The following is an 18373-nucleotide window of genomic DNA, read 5'->3' on the forward strand; positions in this document are numbered from 1 at the left end:
CATTCGACACGCGCCCACGGCACATTCCTCCGGCACCCGCTCGCGGCTTCACCGGGCGCCCGTCCCGGGCGGCTGGGCGCTATCTCTCGGCCGCGGCGCGCCGGCGTTGCTCGCCGACGAGCCGCGGCAGGGCATCGACCGCGTACAACGGCAGCGACAGGATGCGCACCGTCACCGGCTGCGTTCCTTCCGCAACGCGGATGGTGTGGCGCACCGTCTGCAGGCTGGGCGGGTTGGCGTCGAACCGTACCGCGAGCGGCGGCCGTTTCTCGTGCGCGAACTGCAAGAGCGATTTCAACGAGCCGCTGCTCCCCGCCTTGACCTCGATCGGCACCATCCAGTCGCCGTGCGAGACGACGTAGTCGACCTCGGCGTTGCCCCTGCGTGCATTGCGCAGCCAGTAGTGGAGCGCCGGCGGCTGCTCCCCGCCGTTCAATCCGATGAGTTGCTGTCCGACGTACTGCTCGGCGATGCCCCCCTCGTTCACGAGGCGAACCGCATCCATGGCCTCGATGCCGGTCGGATCGAGGCCGCAGACGTGGTTCATCAACCCCACGTCCATGAACAGCAGCTTGCCGGTGCGGCGGCCGGCGTCGGCGCCCAGCGGGAGCCCGGCGCAGTTGCTGTGGGAAACGCGATGGCAGACGCGCGCCTTGACCAGCAGCTCGACGGCCTGGCCGACCTCGGCGGCGCGCGCGTCCGGGTCGAGGCGGCGGTAGCTCACGGGATGTCCGACCGTGCGCGGCACGGTGCGGAACAGCCGCTGCAACCGGCCGAGCTGGGCCCCCCGCGCATACTTGGCGAAGTCGTCTTCGTAGGTCGATGCGATGGACCGGTGGACGGCGGCCACCTCCAGCGGCGACCCCGACTCGCAGTGCGCCTGCACGGCTTCGGGCAATCCGCCCACCAGCAGGTACTCCCGCAGCCGGCGTGACAGCCGGCGGTGCACGGCGTCGGCAGACGGCGCGTCCGGATCCGCGGCGGCGGCCTCCTCCGACACCTCCGGGTCGGCGGCGGCCAGGAACTCGCGGAACGTCATCGGTCCCAGGTGCAAGTACTCGATGCGTCCGACGGGCATCGAGAACCCATGGTCGGCGAGCGTGAACTCCAGCAACGATCCGGCCGCCGCCACCGGCAGGTTCGGCCGGTCCTCGTAGAGGTAGCGCAGCGCCGGCAGCGCATGCGGCGTCGCCTGCACCTCGTCCAGAAACAGCAGCGCCCCGTCCAGCCGCACACCGCCGAGCGCCTCCAGCTCCCGCAGGATGCGCCCGGTGTCCAGACTCTCGAACACCCGGTCGAGGTAGAGATGCCGCTCCAGGTTCACCTCGCACAGCGCGAGCCCGGCCGCCGCCGCGAATTGCCGGACTAGGGTCGTCTTCCCGACCTGCCGTGCGCCGCGCAGCACCAGCGGCTTGCGGCGCGGGGCCTTCAGCCAACCGTGCAACGTCTCTTCCGCGAATCGCTTCATGTTCAAACAGACGTCTAAAATATCAAATATATCGACTTAAAATACATCTGTTCTAGCAAGGAACACGTGCAATCGAACCGCTGGAGGCTCAGTCGGACGGTTCCGCCAATTCGTGCGGGCGCACCATCTCGACGACCCGCTGGTTCCCCTGGCGCGCCAGGGCGTACGGGGGCACGTCGACACAACATCACTCGGCCCGCAACGCCGCGGCCGGATTCGGCCGTTCCTCGATTTCTACACTTCTGGTGGTGTATCATGTACACCATGCGAACCAACATCGTGCTGGACGACGCCCTGGTTCGGCGGGCGATGAAGCTGACCGGCGCGCGGACCAAGCGCGAGGTCGTGCACGTGGCGCTCACCAGCCTCGTCGAGAGCCGCTCCCGCAAGAACCTGCTGGAGCTGGCCGGAACGCTGGAGTTCGCACCGGACTTCGATCACAAGGCGCTGCGCGGATTGCGCGGCGATGCCGACCGTGTTGATCGTTGACACATCGCTCTGGATCGACGTGCTGCGCAACGCGGACAAGCGGGGCGCGCTCGAAGCAGCGATCAGTGGAGACGATGTCTTTCTCACCCGCTTCACGCAGATCGAGCTCCTCGCGGGCGCCCCGCGCGAGGAGCAGTGGCACCGGCTGGCGACCTATCTCGACGGGCAGCGCTACCTGGAGCCCGAGCCCGACACCTGGCGGCAGGCGGCGCGGACCTTCTTCGAGCTGCACCGTCTCGGAACGCCCGCGCACAGCCCCATCGACTGCTGCATCGCCGAGATTGCGATCGCGCACAAGGCGCTGCTGCTCCACCACGACCAGGACTTCGGACTCATCGCGGCGCTGCGCCCGCTGCAGGAACGCTGGCTGGAGCTGTAGTCGAGCGTTGACGCCGGCGGCAGCCACGACCCCGCCGCGGTGGCTGATCTCGTCGCCGGCGAGTCCGCGCACGCCCGCATCCTCTCTATCCGGAAGGTAGCCGAGTCGAACGGCCGAGTGGCCCGGCAGGCGCACCGACCGGGGTTGGCGTTTTCTACGCCCCCTCCCGTTCTGTACGCGCCTGCACGAAAATTCGAAACGAGCGATGATGGGTACACACGCTTCCGAACGGGAAGTTCGCTTCGGAAGGGGAGGATTGGAATGCCATCGAGAGTGCTCGCATCGGGGGTCGGTCTTGCGCTGGCCCTCACGTTCGCGCCCGGTGCTTTCGGGCAGGGCCGCCAGACCGGCGCCATCGGCGGCGCCGCCGTCGATTCGCAGGGACTCTCGCTTCCCGGCGTCACCGTCACCGTGAGCTCACCGTCCCTGCAGGGGACACGAACCGCCGTCACCGACATCAACGGCAACTATTCGCTGCCGCAGCTCCCGCCGGGAGCCTACTCGGTGGTGTTCACGCTGTCCGGCTTCGACGACGTCGAGGAGGAGGCGACCGTCCCGCTCGGCGGCGAGGTGGGCGTCAACGCCGTCCTGGCGCCGGCCGGCGTGACCGAGATGGTGCAGGTGGTGGGCGTGGTCCCGGCGGAGATCCAGACCACGGAGACCGCCTCGAACATGGTGGTCGACGAAGTGAACGCGTTGCCGATGGGCCGCTCGCCGTTCGCCATCGCCGCGGTGCAGCCCGGTTTGAATACGAACACGCCCAACGGGGGCCAGCTCGCGGTCAACGGCTCGTTCGCCTACGACAACGTCTACCTGATCGACGGCGTGGACACGAACGACAACCTCTTCGGGACCTCGAACAGCCTCTACGTCGCCGACGCGATCGAAGAGACGCAGGTCCTCACCTCCGGAATCTCCGCCGAGTACGGGCGGTTCTCCGGCGGTGTGGTCAACGTCATCACGAAGAGCGGCGGCAACACCTTCTCGGGCAGTTGGCGGACGAACTACGACAACCCGACCTGGGAAGGGCTCAACCCCTACGAGGTCGAGAACGAAGTGGAGCGGGAGGACGTCCTGAACCAGACGCACGAGGCGACGCTGGGAGGCCCGATCGCGCGCGACCGCCTCTGGTTCTTCACCTCGTACCGCCGGGCCCGGACCACCGACAGCGACAGCTTCGGGCAGACCGGCATCTCGTACAGCGAGCGGGCCAACAACGACCGGAACCAGATCAAGCTGACCGCGACGCTCGCGCCGGGGCACACGCTCTCCGGCCAGTACATGCGGAACTACACGGCCCAGTTCGGCCGTCCCTCGTTCTCGGCGTTCAGCATCACGCCCGACGTGCTGAACGACGCGACGCGGCCGAACGACCTGTACGTGACGACCTGGCGCGGCGGCGTCAGCCGCAACGTCTTCGCCGAGGCGCAGGTGTCGCAGAAGCGGTTCGGCTTCCGGGGGGGCGGCGGCAGCGAGACCGCCATCGGGCACTCGCCGTTCATCACCCTGACGCAGGAGCTGGGGCACTACAACGCACCCTATTTCGATGCGACCGACCCCGAGGATCGCAACAACCTGCAGGTGACCGGCAACGTCACGTGGTACCGCGGCACCGAGCGGTTCGGTTCGCACAACGTGAAGGTCGGTTTCGAAAGCTACCGGTCCACGCGCACCGGCGGCAACTCGCAGACGTCGACCGGCTACGTCTTCGACGCCGACTACAAGGTGGACGCCAACGGCGATCCGGTCCTCGTGAACAACCGGCTGACCCCGGTGTTCTCCCCCTTCGAGTCGCTCATCGAGAACTGGATCCCCTCGCGCGGCGCGCGGATCGACATCAACACGTCGTCGTTCTTCATCAACGACAACTGGTCGCTCAACGACCACTTCTCGTTCAACCTGGGCCTGCGCGGCGAGTACGTCTCGAGCGAGGCGACGCCGGGCGACATCACGACCGTCGACACGCGGGCCATCGTTCCGCGCCTGGCCGCCTCGTACGACCCGCTCGGCGACGGCCGCTACTCGATTCAGGCGACCTACAGCCAGTACTCCGGGAAGTACAGCGAGGCGCAGTTCGCCGAGAACACCAACGTCGGCAACCCGAGCCTGCTGCTGGGTGTCTACACCGGGCCGCCGCACGAGTGCCCGGGCCTGCCGAACGCCACCGCGCTCGACTGCCCGGGTCTCGACCCGGCCAACTACTTCACCGTCCTGGGCCGCTTCCCGACGCAGAACGTCTTCACCGGTGAACGCCTCAATTCGCCCGTCACCGAGGAGTTCACGCTGTCGACCGGCGCCACGCTCGGCAGACGCGGGCACTTCCAGGTGACCTACGTCCGACGCCGCGCCCGCAGCTTCGTGGAGGATTACCAGGACCTGACGACGGGAACGACGGTGCTGACGGATCCGGACACCGGGGACGAGTACGGCGAGTTCACGAACAAGTTCTACCGGAACCCCGGCGACCTGGGGGACGATCCCGACGTTCTGCAGCGGAACTACGACGGACTGCAGTTCGAGACGCGTTACCAGTTGTTCGACGACCTGCTGCTGAACGGATCCTGGACGACCCAACTCCGCAACGAGGGGAACTTCGACGGCGAGGGCACCAACACGCCCGGCGTCTCGTCGGTCTACGGCGACTGGCCCGAGATTTCGCCGGCGGACCGGTTCTACCCCTGGGGCCGCCTCGACGACTACCAGAAGCAACGGGTGCGCGTCTGGGGCATCTATACCCTCGGCGTGGGATCGTTCGGCAATCTCGACATCGGCGCCTTCTGGCGCTACGACTCGGCGGAGAACTACAGCCTGGCGTCGAGCAGCTTCCGCGTGACGCCGGAGCAGCAGGCGATTCTCGACGAGCTCGGCTACATCGACGGTCCGTCCTCGCGCACGCTCTACTACTCGGACGGGCGCGGGTCCGAGCTCTACAACGGCTCCGGCCGGTTCGACCTGTCGCTGCACTACGACATCCCCGTCTGGCGGCGCCTGCGGCCGTGGGTGAAGATCGAGTGGTACAACCTGACGAACAACGACAAGCTGCTCTACTTCAACACTACGGTCCGGCCCGATTTCGACGGCCCGCTGGACGCACTCGGGATCCCGACCGCGTACATCGAGGGAGACCGCTTCGGCGAAGCGACCGCGGCCGGCGACTACCGTTCCGCCCGGTCGTTCCTGATCGCCTGGGGCTTCCGCTTCTAGACTGGTCCCGCTACCCAAGGAAGGAGCGCCGCCGCCTTGCCTGACCGCCACGAGAACCACGCCGCCCGCACCGTCGCCCCGGCATCCCCATCGCGCCGCCGCTTCCTGCGGGAAACGGCGGCCGCGCTTGCCGCGGCGCCCTTCGTCCGCCCGGCGTTCGCCCTCGGGCAGCCCGCCGTGCGCCCGGCGCCCGGCCTGCCGGCGCCGCACTTCGTCACCACCAACGGGATCAGGATGGCGGTGTACGAACGGGGCGAGGGCCTGCCGGTGGTCTTCGTGCACGGCTTCCCGGAGCTGGCGTACTCGTGGCGCAACCAGTTCCGCTCCTACCCGGCGGCCGGCCTGCGGGCCATCGCCCCGGACATGCGCGGCTACGGGCTGACCGACCGGCCCGCGGAGGTCGACGGGTACGCCATCCCGAGCCTCTGCGCGGACCTGGTCGGCCTGCTCGACGCCCTCGACATCGAGCGCGCGCTGTTCTGCGGCCACGATTGGGGCGGCGCGGCGGTCTGGACCATGCCGCGGCTCTACCCGGACCGGGTGCTCGGCGTCATCGGCGTGAACACGCCGGCGTTCGGCGGACAGGCGCCAAGCGCGCCGGCCGAGGAGCCGCTGATCGTCTTCACCGAGAACTACTACGCCACCACGTTCCTGGAGCCGGGCCGGGCCGAGGCGGTCTTCTCCCGCGACGTGCGGCGGGCGCTGGAGATGATCTTCCGCCGGGGATGGTACTGGGACGTCGAGAACATGCGCGGCTACCCGCCCGACTCGGCCGAGAAGACGATGGACATGCTGCGGATGATCGAGGAGGACAACTACCGGGGGGAGCTCATCCTGCCCGCCGACGTCCTCGACTACTGGGTGGAGACCTTCGAGGCGACCGGGTTCACCGGCGGGCTCAACTACTACCGGGCGAACATCGGCCGCGGCGGCGGGACGCCCCGGCCGACCGGCGACATCGACGTCCCCTGCCTCTACGTCGGCGCGGAGAACGACACGATCCTGCGTCCCTCGTCGTCCGACGCCATGCCGTCGTTCATTCCCGACCTCGAGCGCCGCGTCATCGCCGACTGCGGCCACTGGACGCAGCAGGAGCAGCCGGAGGAGTTCGACCGGCTGACGCTCGACTGGATCCGCCGCAAGTTCCGTTCAGCATGACGGGTGGAACCAAGCGCAGGAACGACGAGGCGGCGATCTGCCCGCCATGCTGCGGGAAATGGTCGGGGTGAATAGCCTCCAGGCAACCAACCAGGTGGCGACGCGGGAACTCGTGGCCATGCTGCGGGAGATGGCCGTCCGATCCCGGCCGACGTCGTCGACGTCCTCCCCGCCACCCTGCCCATCGAGCCGTTCGATCAGTCGCTGCAGCCGTTCGCGTTCGCGCAGGGCACGAGGTCCTGGGACGACGCGCGGAGGTCACACGAGATCGTCCAACGGCACGTCCAGAGCGGTGGCGAGGCTCTTGAGCGCCTTCACCGATCCGGGCTTCACGCCGCGCTCGATGGCGGAGAGGTAGGAGCTTGGGATGCCCGCGGCGACGGCCAGCGAGCGGGCGGTCATGCCGCGGTGCGTGCGCCAGACGCGCACGGGGTGTTCCCCTTCGACAATGCGGCGTGGCTGGCACCGGCTCTTGCGCCACGGCGTCAGAGCTGCTCGCCCGCGTCCGCGGCGACAGGCCGTCACCCGGTTCGGCTCGACGCGATCCGCATCGAGGAATCCCGCCGTTTCCCTCGCCGCGGCGGCGGGCGATATGATCGATGGGTTCGGCCACCACCGGTGCCGGCCGACGCCGCATCCACCACCGACACTTTCCACGGAGCCTCCCATGCAACTCGCTCGCTCGCTCGCTGCAACCACCCTGCTCGTCGTCGCCGCGGCCCTCCCGGCCGGGGCGCAGGTGCAGGCCGTGAACGACCCCATTGCGGAGCCGATCCGGAAAGGCGACCTGGTCGTGGAGGCGAACCGGTTCGTGCGCGCGCCGCAGACCGAGGAATCGGCGCTGGACGCCATCACGAACCTGGCCTATGCCCGCATCCAGTACCTGACGCCGATCGGGGACGGCTCGGGGCGCCTGGTCCTCAACGACCTGCGCGGGCCGCTCTACATCACCGACGAGAGCGGGATGGAGCCGGTCACCTACCTGGACATCCGCACCCGCGACGTCGGCTTCGACGACTCGATGTTCCCCAACGAGACCGGTCTGGTGGGGATTGCGTTCCACCCGCAGTTCGCCGCCGCCGGCACGCCGGGGTACGGGAAGTTCTACACGGCGTACAGCGCCACGTCGGAAAGCGGTCGGGCGGACTACCTCGACGACGACGCCGAGAGCCACGAGAGCGTGATCCGGGAGTGGACGGCCGACGATCCGGCGGCCAACGTGTTCAGCGGCACGTCGCGCGAGGTCTTCCGGATCGGCCAGTTCGCCTCCAACCACAACATCGGCGTCATCGCGTTCAATCCGACGGCGGCCGCGGGGTCGCCGGACTACGGGATCCTCTACGCCAGCCTCGGAGACGCCGGGGCGGCCAACGATCCCCGCGACTTCAGCCAGTCCCTCGGCGTTCCGCACGGCGCGATCATCCGCATCGATCCCCTCGCGGGCGACGGAAGCAGGGGCTACGGCATCCCGGTGGACAATCCCTTCGTGGGCGAGGCCGGCGTCGCCCCCGAGATCTGGGCCTACGGCCTGCGGCACGCGCAGCAGTTCTCCTGGGACACCGACGGCCGGATGTTCATGGGCGACATCGGCCAGAACTTCGTGGAGGAGGTCAATCTGGGCGTGCCCGGCGCCAACTACGGCTGGCGGCTCCGGGAGGGCACCTTCGCCACCGGCTACGCGGTCGGCGCCAGGCGCCCGGGACGCGTGTATCCGCGGCCGGCCCAGGACGACCAGGCCTTCGTGTATCCGGTGGCCCAGTACGACCACGGCGAGGGCAACGCCGTCGGCGGCGGGTTCGTCTATCGCGGCCAGGCCATTCCCGCCCTGCAGGGCAAGTACGTCTTCACCGACTTCCCGCGCGGCCGCGTGTTGTACATCGATGCGGACACGCTCGTCGCCGGTCAGCTCGCCGAGATCCGGGAGTTGCGGCTGATCGTGGACGGCGAGGAGCGCGACCTGGTCGACGTGGCCGGGTTCCCCAACACCTACGGCCGCGGCGACCGGGTGGACGCACGCCTGGGGATCGACTCGACCGGGGAGCTCTACCTGCTGACGAAGGGCGACGGCTGGGTGCGGAAGCTGGGGCCGGCGCGAGCGCAATAGGACGTCAGGAAGACCGATCCGGATCGGTCTTCGGAGGGCGTTCATCCTCGCGCGAATGCTTTGACAGGGTGCGGTAGCGGGCATATATTCGAACTGAGTCCAGGAGCTGCGACAACGGCGCCGGCGGCGGCGCAGCCCGATCGCCATGGGCCGCGCGTCCGGCAGCCGGCCGACGTCTCGGGAGGTGTGGAGATGCGGCAACGACTGATCGAGTCGTTCGGCGTGGCAACGGCAATCGCAACCGTCGCGGTGCTGCTGCAGCTCGCCGCCGTGCCGGTCGAAGGGCAGGCGCCGAGCGAGACTCCGTGGGGGCATCCCAACCTGGAGGGCATCTGGCTCGACGTCTACGCGACGCCCTTCGAACGGCCCGCCGAGCTCGGTGATCGGGAGTTCTTCACGGCGGGCGAGCGGGCCGCACGCGACCAGGCCCGCATGGTCAACCCGGGCCGCAACGCGCGCGGGCAGGATGGCCGGACGGACGTGGCCGGGGCGTACAACGCCGTCTACACGTCGGCCCGCCCGGCCGGCCCGCGCACGTCGCTCGTGGTCGATCCGCCGAACGGGAGGCTCCCCGCCCTCACGCCGGAGGCCCGGCGGCGGAACGAGTTGGAGCGCGAGTGGCGCCTCATGCTCCTGCGCAGCACCGAGACCTGCCGCCTCGGCGGTAGCGGCTGCGCCGGCGGGGAGTACGGATCGGCGTCGCCGCGGCGGTTCGATGTCGTTCCCTTCTACAACACCGGCCGCATGAACCGCCACTTCGGGCCGGAGGATCAGAGTCTGGGCGACCGCTGCATGTCTGGGCGCACACCCGATTTCAACGGGTTCCGGCGCATCGTGCAGGGCGCGGATTCCATCGCGATCGGCTACGACACCGGGCAGGGACAGGGCTACCAGCGCATCGTCAACCTGAGCGGAAGCCATCCGCCGGACCGCATCCGCCTGCGGCACGGAGACTCGCGCGGCCGCTGGGAGGGCGACACGCTGGTCATCGAGACCACGAACTTCTCGCCCAAGTTCCGCTTCCGCGAGTCGGGCGGGAGCCGGCGTCTCGTCGAGCGCTATACGCGGGTCGACGAAGACACGCTGGCCTACGAAGTGACCATCGAGGACCCGGCGGCGTGGGTGGCGCCGTGGACCGTGCGGCAGGAGCTGAAGCGTCAGAGCGACCGGCAGAACCGAATCTACTACGAGCCGCGGTGCCACGAGGGAAACTACGGCCTGCCGGCGCTGCTCATCGGCGCCCGCGTGGACGAGCAGGCGTTCGCCGATGGGCGCGGTCCGGATCCGTTCTCGCTGGACACGGCGACCTGCGTAACCGGCTTGCAGGACTGAGCGATCTCGGCATCAAGGAGCGATGATGATGGGAAACCGTTTGAGAGTCTCGACCGTTGTCACGGCCCTTGCCGCCTTCAGCATGGGCGCCGTCCTCTCCTTCGGGGTGACCGGCACGGCCAGCCAGGACCAGGCGGAGCGGCCGGCGCAGACCCCCGACGGGCGGCCGAACTTCAACGGCGTGTGGCAGGCCCTCAACGAGGCGCACTGGGATCTGCAGGCGCACGAGGCGCTGCCGGGCATGGTGATGCAGGAGGGCGTCTATCCCTACGAGTACGCCCGGGTGCCGGCCGCGCCGGTGGTGGCGCTGGGCGCCGCGGCCGGCGTGCCCGGGTCGATGGGGGTCGTGCAGGGAGACGGCGGCATCCCGTACCGGCCGGAAGCGCTCCAGGTGAAGCAGGAGAACGGCGCGAACTGGATCGACCGCGATCCCGAGCTCAAGTGCTACCTGCCGGGGACGCCCCGCGCGATGTACATGCCCTACCCCTTCCAGATCGTCCAGGGCACGAACAAGATCCACATGAACTTCGCGTTCTCGAACGCGGCGCGCATCATCCACCTGGACGAGGTCGATCTTCCGCCGGACTATTCCTACATGGGACACTCGGTCGGACGGTGGGAAGGCGACACGCTGGTGGTCGACGTGACGGACTTCAACGGCAGGAACTGGTTCGACCGGGCCGGGAACTTCCACAGTGAAGCCCTGCAGCTCACCGAGCGCTACTCGCCGCTGTCGGCGGACGCCATCTGGTACGAAGTGACGATCGACGATCCGGAGACCTTCACCGAACCGTGGTCGATCGCCATGCCAATCTATCGTCGCCTGGAACCGAACGCCACCGTGCTGGACTATCCCTGCATCGAGTTCGCCGAGGAGTTCATGTACGGGAACCTGCGCCGCGAGCAGTTGGTCCGGCGCTGGGAAGGCGAGACGATAATCGTGGAGATTACGCGCAAGATTCCACCGGGCGACGCACTGCACGAGTGGTATCGACGGTAACGAACCGGTGGCAAGGAGGGCAAAGCCCATGAGGACGAAACTGTTGATTGCGGGCTGTGCGGTCGTCGGGAGCTGCTTGTGGTTGGCGGGAATGGCCGCGCCAGTGGCAGCGCATCACGCCTTCGCCGCGGAATTCGACGCCGACAGGCCGGTCGATTTCAGCGGCACGGTCACGCGGGTCGAGTGGGTCAATCCCCACGTCTGGATCCACATCGACGTGGAGCTCGACGACGGCACCACAGAGGAATGGGCGTTCGAAGGGGGCACTCCGAACGTGCTGTTCCGGCGGGGCTTCACGAGGCGGTCGCTGCTGCCCGGCACCGAGGTCAACGTCGACGGGTATCAGGCCAAGGACGGCACGAACCGGGCGAACGGCCGGGACATCACGCTCCCCGACGGGACGAGGCTGTTCCTCGGGTCGTCCGGCACCGGCGCCCCGTGGGAGCTGGCCCGACCGGGTGTCGACACCGTAGAGAATCCCAGGTAGCCGCAGCCTGTCGGACGACGCGACGTTTCGAGTACACGAAAAGCCCGGCCTCGCAAATTGCGAGGCCGGGCTCGATTTTTGCGGGCCCGCGCCCGCAGGCAGCACGGGGCTGCCTCGACGCTCGGGACCCGAGCGGTCACCGCTGCAGGCGGTCGGCGTCGTAGATGGAGAAGGAGGCCGGGTCCGGGCCGCGCCCTTCCGCAAACGCCTGATCGTCCAGACGATAGCCGAGGAGCAACGCCGGCAGGCCGTAGTTCCCTTCGTGGCACCGGGGCTCGTAGTAGATCCGGTTCTGCTGGTCGCTCTGCCGCTTCAGCTCCTGCCGGAGCGTCCACGGCGCCACCCACACCGTCGGATCCTCGATCGTCATCTCGTAATCGAGCGTTTCCTCGTCGACCCGCGTATACCGTTCGACGAGCCGGCGGTTCTCGGCCGAGCCCTGGTACGGGAACTTGTGGGAGAAGTTCGTGGTCTCGATGACCAGCGTGTCGCCCTCCCACCGGCCGCGCGAGTCGCCGTGACGCAGGCGGATGTGGCCCGGCGGATGACTTCCGCCCAGGTTGACCATGCGCTGGAACCCCTGGCCCTGCCCGGTGTCGTAGGCGATGGCGACGGAGTTCTCACCCTGCACGATGCGGCGGAACCCGTTCAGGTCTGGCGTGCGCCCCGACATGCACCGGTCGCCCAGGCTCTGATCCTCCGGACCGTCGTGGCGGTTCATGCGGCCCCGCGTGTTGTAGTAGGGCGTCGTCTCGTAGCGGCGGGGCGAAGGGGGCCCGTACTCTCCCCCGGCGCACTGCGGCGCCTGGGTCCGGCAGGTCTCGGTGTTGCGCAGGAGCATGGCGCGCCACTCCTGCTCGATCTCGTTGCGCCGCACCTGCTCCGGCGTGAGTGCGGGAATCCTCCCGTTCGGCGGGTCGACGACGAGCGACGTCCGGGGGCCCGCCGGCTTCGCCGAGGTGTAGACGGTGTTGTACGCCCCGCTGGGCAGCACCGGCGGACGAGCGAGCGCGGCCTGATTCCGTGCGGCCCGCTCTTCCTCGGTGGCGAACTCGCGCTCGCCGATCGCCGGGTCCCGCTCCAGCGGCGTGGAGTACACGTCCAGCCAGATGCCCTCCAGGTTCGGATGCCCCCACGCGGTCGTATCCGGCGCCTGGCCGCTCACCGGCACCGCGGTAAGCTGCAAGAGCACCGTGAGGGTCGCGAGCACCGCTGCCGTACCGAGCAACTCGAGCAGTCGTCGCCTCATTTCCATACCCCCTGACATTCCTCACCGGCCTGCGAGGGGCCGCCGGCGGCGGCCCCTCGACGCGCAAGCCCGGCGGGCATCAGTCACCCGGCCAGGGCACGCCGACGTCGCCGGCGGCACTGCCCATCCCGACGTACTTGAACCGCTGCACGCGCTTGCCCTCGAAGGTCTCGGTCGTGTAGACGTTGCCGGCCGAGTCCACCGCGATGCTGTGGTTGCCGAAGAACTGCCCCGCCATGCGGCCGCCGCTGCCGAAGCTGTAGATGTACTCCAGCGGCTTGCGGCGCAGCACGTGCACCTGCTGGTTCACACCGTCGGCGACGTAGGCGAAGGTCTGGTCCGGATCCGTCGAGAACGCGATGTCCCAGGCGGAGCCGGATCCGAGCGTCTTCGGCATGAGGTAGATCTCCTCGACGAACTCGCCCGCCTTGGTGAACACCTGCACGCGGTTGCCCGGACGGTCGCACGCGTAGACCAGGCCGTCGCTGGTCGGGTCGGCGCAGTGCACCGGGTTGCGGAACTGCTGGTCCCCGGACTTGTCGCTGCTGACCGCGCCGTGCGCCGGCGCGTTCGCCGCGTTGTAGCGCGGCAGCTCGTCGTCGCTGGGCCGGTTGCCGTAGGCGCCCCAGTAGCGCTTCAGCTCGCCGGTGTCGCCGTCGACCACCGCCACGCGCCGGTTGCCGTAGCCGTCGGCGAGATACGCCTCGTTGGCCTCGGCGTCGAAGGTGACCTTGGCGACCTTCTGGTAGCGCGTCATCGAGTTGCTGTCGGGCTCGGCGTAGCCGTCCTCACCGACCTGCAGCAGGAACTCGCCGCTGTGGCTGAACTTCAGCGCGTGCGAGTCGTCGGCGCCGTTGCCGCCGATCCAGACGTTGTCCATCGGATCGACCCAGATGCCGTGGTTCGAGTCGGGCCAGTCGTAGCCCTCGCCGGGTCCGCCCCAGTGCTGCACCAGCTTGCCCTCCTGGTCGAACTCCAGGATGGGCGGCGCGGGATGGCAGCACGCCTCGGCGAACGGCGGGTCCAGCGCGGCCGGGATCTCGTTCGGCGCGAGGTTGCCGCGGTGCACGATCCAGACGTGGTCGTCCGAGTCGACCGAGACCCCGATGGTCGAACCGAGCAGCCAGTTGTTCGGCAGCGGCTGCGGCCAGAACGGGTCGACCTCGAACAGCGGCGCGTTCGGGACGGCTTCCTGGGCCCCGATCCCCCCGCTCTGTCCGCCGCCCCACACCAGAATCGCCGCCAACAGAGTACAGACGCTCAAGATGATCAGTCGCGACTTCATGTCCTTGTCCCCCACCTCACCCGAAAACAGAGGCTCACAGTATACGCCCCGCGGAACGCCGTCGCGAGCCCTTCCGCCCCTCCGCCGCCGGCGTCCGCGGATCACCAGCCGAACCCGGATCCACGGAGCACGGGCGCCGGGGCTACCTGGAATCCGTCCCCGCCGCGTCGCCTGCCGCCTGCCGTTCGAGATTGCGGTGAATCTCGAGTATGTGTCGAATGTCGTGATTGCCCTCGTGGCACCCGTACTCGAACAACGGACCGGTGGTCTTCACCATCGGCAGCTCCACGCTCCACGGGCTGGTCCACGTCTCCGGATCGGTGACCGTGAACTCGTAGTGAATCCGATCGGCGCTGACGCGGGTGAAGCGTTCCACGACGTGGAGTGCGCCGCCGGCTCCGCGGAAACGTCTCCTCTCGGCGTAGTTGCGGGTCTCGACGACCAGCGTGTCCCCCTCCCAGCGGCCGCGCGAGTCGCCGGGGAACTGGCGGATTGCGTCCGAGACGTGCGGGCGCCGGTCGAGCGGGATGATGCGCGGGGGATTGGTGGCCAGCTCGGAGAGCACCACGACGTGGTCCGGAGTCTGGAAGAACTGATGGATGTCGTTGTAGGACGGCGGCATCATCGGCGGACCCTCGTGCGACCACGCGATGCAGCGCTCGGACAGGGGCCGGTTCTGGTGGCTGTCGAACGCGCTTGCATGCGCCTGGGCGGCCCGGGTAGCGGCCGCGCGCGCCGCGGCCTCCGGCGTCAGCGGCGGGAATCGGCCGTTCCGCGGCCGGGTGATCAACGACGTGCGCCGGCTCGACAGTCCCTTGGGCACCGGCGTGCGCAGCCAGATCTCGTTGTCGTAGTGGATGTGATGACGCTCGTCCGGCGTGCGGTTGGCCTGATACTTGTACCGCTGGAGTTCCTCCCGATCTTCTATGTCGATGATGTCGAGAATCTCGCGCGCCGACGGGTCGACGCCGGCGGCCGTGAGCTCCCGCTGCAGCCAGGCGGTCTCCTCTTCCGTGAAGAACTCCCGGTCGCCCAGATGCGCGGGCCGCTCCAGCGGCGTGAAGGTCTGGGTCGTCCAGTAGCCCTGCAGGTCGGGACGGCCGTCGGGAGTGCGAGGCAGCGTCCACTCCGCCGCCCCGTCCGCGTCACTCTTTTCCCGATCCTGCGCGGACGCGGAGACCGGCGACAGAAGCGCGATCGCGACGACCGCGGCCAGCGCCGCAAGCGTGGCATGGTGCATCTGAGTCCTCCCCGAGCATCAGGCCCGTCGGTGACCGGGATCGCGCTCATGATCGCCTGCCGCACGCCCTTTTTCAAGCCGCGGTGGAGTCGCCGGCGTTGACCACTGGATTCCATCGCCCATACCATCGCGCGATGTCCCACCGTCCTTCCACAAGCCGAACCGCCGTCGTCGTCGCCTGCGCGATCGTCTGGCTCGGCGCCGCCGCGCCCGGCGCCGAGGACTGGCCGCAGTGGCGCGGCGTCGACCGGGACGCCGTGTGGCGCGAGACCGGCCTCGTCGAGCGGTTCGCGGACGACGGCCTGATCGTGAAGTGGCGGACGCCGGTCCGCGGCGGCTTCGCGGGACCGGCCGTCGCCGGGGGGCGCGTCTTCGTCCTCGACTACCAGGAGACGCCGGGCAGCCGCACGATGGACGGCCACGAGCGGCTGCTGGCGCTCGACGAGGAGACCGGCGCCGTGCTGTGGACGCGGGAATGGCCGGCCGCCTACCGCAACATCCACTTCAAGTTCGCGAGCGGCCCGCGGGCGACGCCGCTCGTCGACGGCGGCCGGGTCTACATCCTCGGGGCGGCCGGCATGCTGTCGTGCTTCGACACCGCGACCGGCGACCTGATCTGGCGCATCGACACGGCGGCCGACTACGGGGTGACGGTCCCGGTCTTCGGCGTGTCGCAGTCGCCGCTGGTCGAGGGCGGGCACCTGATCGTGCTGCTCGGCGGCGAGCCGGACGCGAAGGTGGTCGCCTTCGACAAGGCGACCGGCACGGAGGCGTGGCGGGCGCTCGAGTCCGACTCGGAGCCCGGCTACTCGTCGCCCATCGTCATCACCGCAGGCGGCGTGCGGCAACTGATCGTCTGGCACGCGTCGGCGCTCACCTCGCTCGATCCGGCGACCGGCGAGATCTGGTGGAACCACCCGTACGAGGTCGGCGGCGGCCTGTCGATCGTGACCCCGGTCCGCAGCGGGCGCTACCTCGTGGTCAGCGAGTTCTTCAACGGCACGATGATGTTCGCGCTCAACTCGGACCGCCCGGCGGCGCGCATGCTGTGGCGGGGGCAGGCCCGCACCGAGTTTCCCGACCAGACCGACACGCTGCACTCGCTCATCTCGACCCCGATCGTCGTCGGCGACCACCTGTACGGCGTCGGCAGCTACGGCGAGCTGCGGGGCCTCGACGCCACGAGCGGCGAGCGGCTCTGGCAGAGCGACCGGATGAACGCCCAGGATCGCTGGGCGACGGCCTATTTCGTCCGCAACGGCGACCGCCACTTCGTCGTCAACGACTCGGGCGACCTGATCATCGCGCGCTTCGGACCGGAGGGTTACGAGGAGGTCGACCGGACGCTTCTGCTGACCCCGACCACGCGCACGCGCGGCGGCGCCTCCGGGCGCTGGAACGACCGGGCCGTGCTGTGGTCCCACCCGGCCTTTGCCAACGGCCACGTCGTCGCCCGCAACGACGCCGAGGTCGTGCGGCTGTCGCTGGCCGCCGTGGACTACGAGCAGGGACCATGACGGCGCGCGGGCCGGTCTGGCAGCGTCCACGGGCTCGCGTACGTCGCCGGGTCGGTGGTCATTGGACGGTGAAGGTGCCCGCCACGGTGCGCCCGCCGTCCGCGCGTTGGCGGCGGACCGAAGGAACATCGCCGACAGTGAACTCGAACGCGCCGGTCCGGATCGGCGTGAAGCTGAACTGCACCGTGCCGCCGACGTCGAATTCGATGGCGCGGAACGCCAGCGCCTGCAGATGCACCTCGATCCCGTTGATGGTGACGAGGCGCAGGTGCGAGTTGTGCAGCAGCTCGTCGACCTCGAGCCGCCACGGCTCGACCCCGTCGCTGGTGACGTTCAGCCGGTAGTACTCGCCCGTTACCAGGTCGAACGCCGTGGTGGAGAGCACGGGTCCGTCGGGGCTTGTCGTGATCTCCAGGTGGATGTCGAGGGGCGGCCCGGCGGCCAGATTGCCACCCACCTGGGCATGTGCCGCGGCCCCGGCAAGCACCAGCGCCGGACCGCAGATTGCGACGACGAGGGCTCGCTGCAGCATGCCGGTGGTTATATCCGAATGTCGTCCGGCGAGCCAGCAGTTTCGGCGGAAGCGCGCCGGCGCTATCGGGGTGGACGCGCGATCAGCGGCCGTCGGCACGAGTCTCCTGCACGCGAGCGCCGCGCAGCACGTTCACGATCGCGTAGTTCCCCTCGTGGCAGGCATATTCGAACAGGCGGCCCGGGGCCACCCCTCGCTGCGCCTGATCCGACGACATCGTGAAGCGGACGGTCCACGGCCGGGCGAAGCGGACCGGGTCGGTGATCGTCGCTTCGTAGTCGATCGTGCCGGCATCGACTCGCGTGAACCGCTCGACTACGCGCAGACTCGCGGACGGCGCGCGCCAGACGTGGCGGAACCGATCCTGCGACCGATCCGGGAAGTGGCGGCTCTCGACCACCAGCGTGCTCCCGTCCCACCGGCCGCGCGGCTCACCGTCCCACCGCGGGATGCCGGTCCGCGGGCGGCCGTCGATCGGGATGATGCGGCGCACGTGGTACATCTCGTGCAGGATCACCACGTGGGTCGGCGTCTGGAAGATCTGGTGGTTCGGGTTGTCGCCGAACCAGATCTGGGGCAGCCCGTCGCCGAAGCACCGCTCTCCCGTGTCGAGATCGATGTGCGAGTGCCAGGGACCGGTCCCGTACGGCCGCTCGTGGTCGCGCGCCGTGGGCGTATAGGGGATTCGCCCGTTCGCCGGGTCGACGATCAGCGACGTACGCCCACTGGCCTGCCAGGTGCTGCCCTCGTCGAGCCAGAAGGCGTCGTAGCCGAGGCTGCCGTCGGACCGGTAGTCGACGTCCCCCCCGGCTGGCGCCCCCCGCCGCGGCCCCCCCCCCCCCCCCGCAAAAAAAAACCCCCCGGGGGGTGAGAACGCCCCCCCCCCCACCGAACGCCCAAACACCCCCCCCACCCTAAACCCCCCGCCG

At 69.2% G+C, this 18373-nt stretch carries 16 protein-coding genes; 9 read left to right on the forward strand and 7 right to left on the reverse strand.

Annotated features, from left to right (window positions below; translation table 11 throughout):
* Window positions 1–79: 79 nt before the first annotated feature.
* On the reverse strand, window positions 80–1468 hold the full coding sequence (locus F4X11_04615) for an ATP-binding protein (protein MYN64296.1): 1389 nt from the start codon (window positions 1466–1468) through the stop codon (window positions 80–82).
* A gap of 264 nt (window positions 1469–1732) precedes the next feature.
* On the opposite strand from F4X11_04615, the gene F4X11_04620 reads away from it, so the two are divergent.
* From F4X11_04620 to F4X11_04635, 4 genes are all read left to right on the forward strand, one after another.
* On the forward strand, window positions 1733–1957 hold the full coding sequence (locus F4X11_04620; protein MYN64297.1) for a type II toxin-antitoxin system VapB family antitoxin: 225 nt from the start codon (window positions 1733–1735) through the stop codon (window positions 1955–1957).
* Window positions 1944–2336, forward strand: a complete 393-nt coding sequence (locus tag F4X11_04625) for a PIN domain nuclease (GenBank protein ID MYN64298.1) — start codon at window positions 1944–1946, stop codon at window positions 2334–2336. Before F4X11_04620 ends, F4X11_04625 begins: the two co-directional genes overlap by 14 nt.
* Before the next feature lie 261 nt (window positions 2337–2597).
* Window positions 2598–5540 carry a TonB-dependent receptor gene (locus tag F4X11_04630; protein MYN64299.1) on the forward strand — a complete coding sequence of 981 codons (2943 nt, stop codon included), beginning with the start codon at window positions 2598–2600 and terminating at the stop codon, window positions 5538–5540.
* Between the two features lie 36 nt (window positions 5541–5576).
* The gene (locus F4X11_04635; GenBank protein MYN64300.1) at window positions 5577–6698 is read left to right on the forward strand and encodes an alpha/beta hydrolase; all 1122 of its coding nucleotides are present in this window, start codon (window positions 5577–5579) and stop codon (window positions 6696–6698) included.
* Window positions 6699–6956: 258 nt separating this feature from the next.
* Here F4X11_04635 and F4X11_04640 read toward each other — a convergent pair whose 3' ends face one another.
* Window positions 6957–7367 carry a helix-turn-helix transcriptional regulator gene (locus F4X11_04640; GenBank protein MYN64301.1) on the reverse strand — a complete coding sequence of 137 codons (411 nt, stop codon included), beginning with the start codon at window positions 7365–7367 and terminating at the stop codon, window positions 6957–6959.
* On the opposite strand from F4X11_04640, the gene F4X11_04645 reads away from it, so the two are divergent.
* The 4 genes from F4X11_04645 to F4X11_04660 all read left to right on the forward strand — a co-directional run bounded on the left by F4X11_04645 (window position 7366) and on the right by F4X11_04660 (window position 11621).
* Complete coding sequence (locus F4X11_04645) at window positions 7366–8802, forward strand: PQQ-dependent sugar dehydrogenase (protein MYN64302.1); 1437 nt, start codon at window positions 7366–7368, stop codon at window positions 8800–8802. The two genes, F4X11_04640 and F4X11_04645, sit on opposite strands and share 2 nt — an antisense overlap.
* A 192-nt stretch (window positions 8803–8994) precedes the next feature.
* Window positions 8995–10134 carry a hypothetical protein gene (locus F4X11_04650; GenBank protein MYN64303.1) on the forward strand — a complete coding sequence of 380 codons (1140 nt, stop codon included), beginning with the start codon at window positions 8995–8997 and terminating at the stop codon, window positions 10132–10134.
* 40 nt (window positions 10135–10174) lie between these two features.
* Window positions 10175–11134, forward strand: a complete 960-nt coding sequence (locus tag F4X11_04655; protein MYN64304.1) for a hypothetical protein — start codon at window positions 10175–10177, stop codon at window positions 11132–11134.
* 28 nt (window positions 11135–11162) lie between these two features.
* The gene (locus tag F4X11_04660) at window positions 11163–11621 is read left to right on the forward strand and encodes a hypothetical protein (GenBank protein ID MYN64305.1); all 459 of its coding nucleotides are present in this window, start codon (window positions 11163–11165) and stop codon (window positions 11619–11621) included.
* A gap of 136 nt (window positions 11622–11757) precedes the next feature.
* Here F4X11_04660 and F4X11_04665 read toward each other — a convergent pair whose 3' ends face one another.
* From F4X11_04665 to F4X11_04675, 3 genes are all read right to left on the reverse strand, one after another.
* A complete protein-coding gene (locus tag F4X11_04665; protein ID MYN64306.1) occupies window positions 11758–12870 on the reverse strand; it encodes a hypothetical protein in 1113 nt (370 codons plus the stop codon).
* 79 nt (window positions 12871–12949) lie between these two features.
* A complete protein-coding gene (locus tag F4X11_04670) occupies window positions 12950–14107 on the reverse strand; it encodes a hypothetical protein (protein MYN64307.1) in 1158 nt (385 codons plus the stop codon).
* A gap of 190 nt (window positions 14108–14297) precedes the next feature.
* A complete protein-coding gene (locus F4X11_04675; protein ID MYN64308.1) occupies window positions 14298–15395 on the reverse strand; it encodes a hypothetical protein in 1098 nt (365 codons plus the stop codon).
* 134 nt (window positions 15396–15529) lie between these two features.
* On the opposite strand from F4X11_04675, the gene F4X11_04680 reads away from it, so the two are divergent.
* Window positions 15530–16912, forward strand: a complete 1383-nt coding sequence (locus F4X11_04680; GenBank protein MYN64309.1) for a PQQ-binding-like beta-propeller repeat protein — start codon at window positions 15530–15532, stop codon at window positions 16910–16912.
* A 58-nt stretch (window positions 16913–16970) separates the two neighbouring features.
* On the opposite strand, the gene F4X11_04685 is transcribed toward F4X11_04680, so the two are convergent.
* Complete coding sequence (locus F4X11_04685; protein ID MYN64310.1) at window positions 16971–17444, reverse strand: hypothetical protein; 474 nt, start codon at window positions 17442–17444, stop codon at window positions 16971–16973.
* Window positions 17445–17526: 82 nt separating this feature from the next.
* Window positions 17527–18348 carry a hypothetical protein gene (locus tag F4X11_04690; protein MYN64311.1) on the reverse strand — a complete coding sequence of 274 codons (822 nt, stop codon included), beginning with the start codon at window positions 18346–18348 and terminating at the stop codon, window positions 17527–17529.
* Between the last annotated feature and the right edge of the window lie 25 nt (window positions 18349–18373).

It is taken from the genome of Acidobacteriota bacterium (assembly GCA_009861545.1).
Taxonomy (GTDB): domain Bacteria; phylum Acidobacteriota; class Vicinamibacteria; order Vicinamibacterales; family UBA8438; genus WTFV01.

Excerpts from the sequence above, each read along its gene's own strand:
- F4X11_04640 (MYN64301.1), bottom strand. The coding sequence starts at position 7,367 with ATGGGAGGCTCCGTGGAAAGTGTCGGTGGTGGATGCGGCGTCGGCCGG.
- F4X11_04650 (MYN64303.1), top strand. The coding sequence starts at position 8,995 with ATGCGGCAACGACTGATCGAGTCGTTCGGCGTGGCAACGGCAATCGCA.
- F4X11_04675 (MYN64308.1), bottom strand. The coding sequence starts at position 15,395 with ATGCACCATGCCACGCTTGCGGCGCTGGCCGCGGTCGTCGCGATCGCG.
- F4X11_04620 (MYN64297.1), top strand. The coding sequence starts at position 1,733 with ATGCGAACCAACATCGTGCTGGACGACGCCCTGGTTCGGCGGGCGATG.
- F4X11_04615 (MYN64296.1), bottom strand. The coding sequence starts at position 1,468 with ATGAAGCGATTCGCGGAAGAGACGTTGCACGGTTGGCTGAAGGCCCCG.
- F4X11_04685 (MYN64310.1), bottom strand. The coding sequence starts at position 17,444 with ATGCTGCAGCGAGCCCTCGTCGTCGCAATCTGCGGTCCGGCGCTGGTG.
- F4X11_04660 (MYN64305.1), top strand. The coding sequence starts at position 11,163 with ATGAGGACGAAACTGTTGATTGCGGGCTGTGCGGTCGTCGGGAGCTGC.
- F4X11_04665 (MYN64306.1), bottom strand. The coding sequence starts at position 12,870 with ATGAGGCGACGACTGCTCGAGTTGCTCGGTACGGCAGCGGTGCTCGCG.
- F4X11_04630 (MYN64299.1), top strand. The coding sequence starts at position 2,598 with ATGCCATCGAGAGTGCTCGCATCGGGGGTCGGTCTTGCGCTGGCCCTC.
- F4X11_04645 (MYN64302.1), top strand. The coding sequence starts at position 7,366 with ATGCAACTCGCTCGCTCGCTCGCTGCAACCACCCTGCTCGTCGTCGCC.
- F4X11_04680 (MYN64309.1), top strand. The coding sequence starts at position 15,530 with ATGTCCCACCGTCCTTCCACAAGCCGAACCGCCGTCGTCGTCGCCTGC.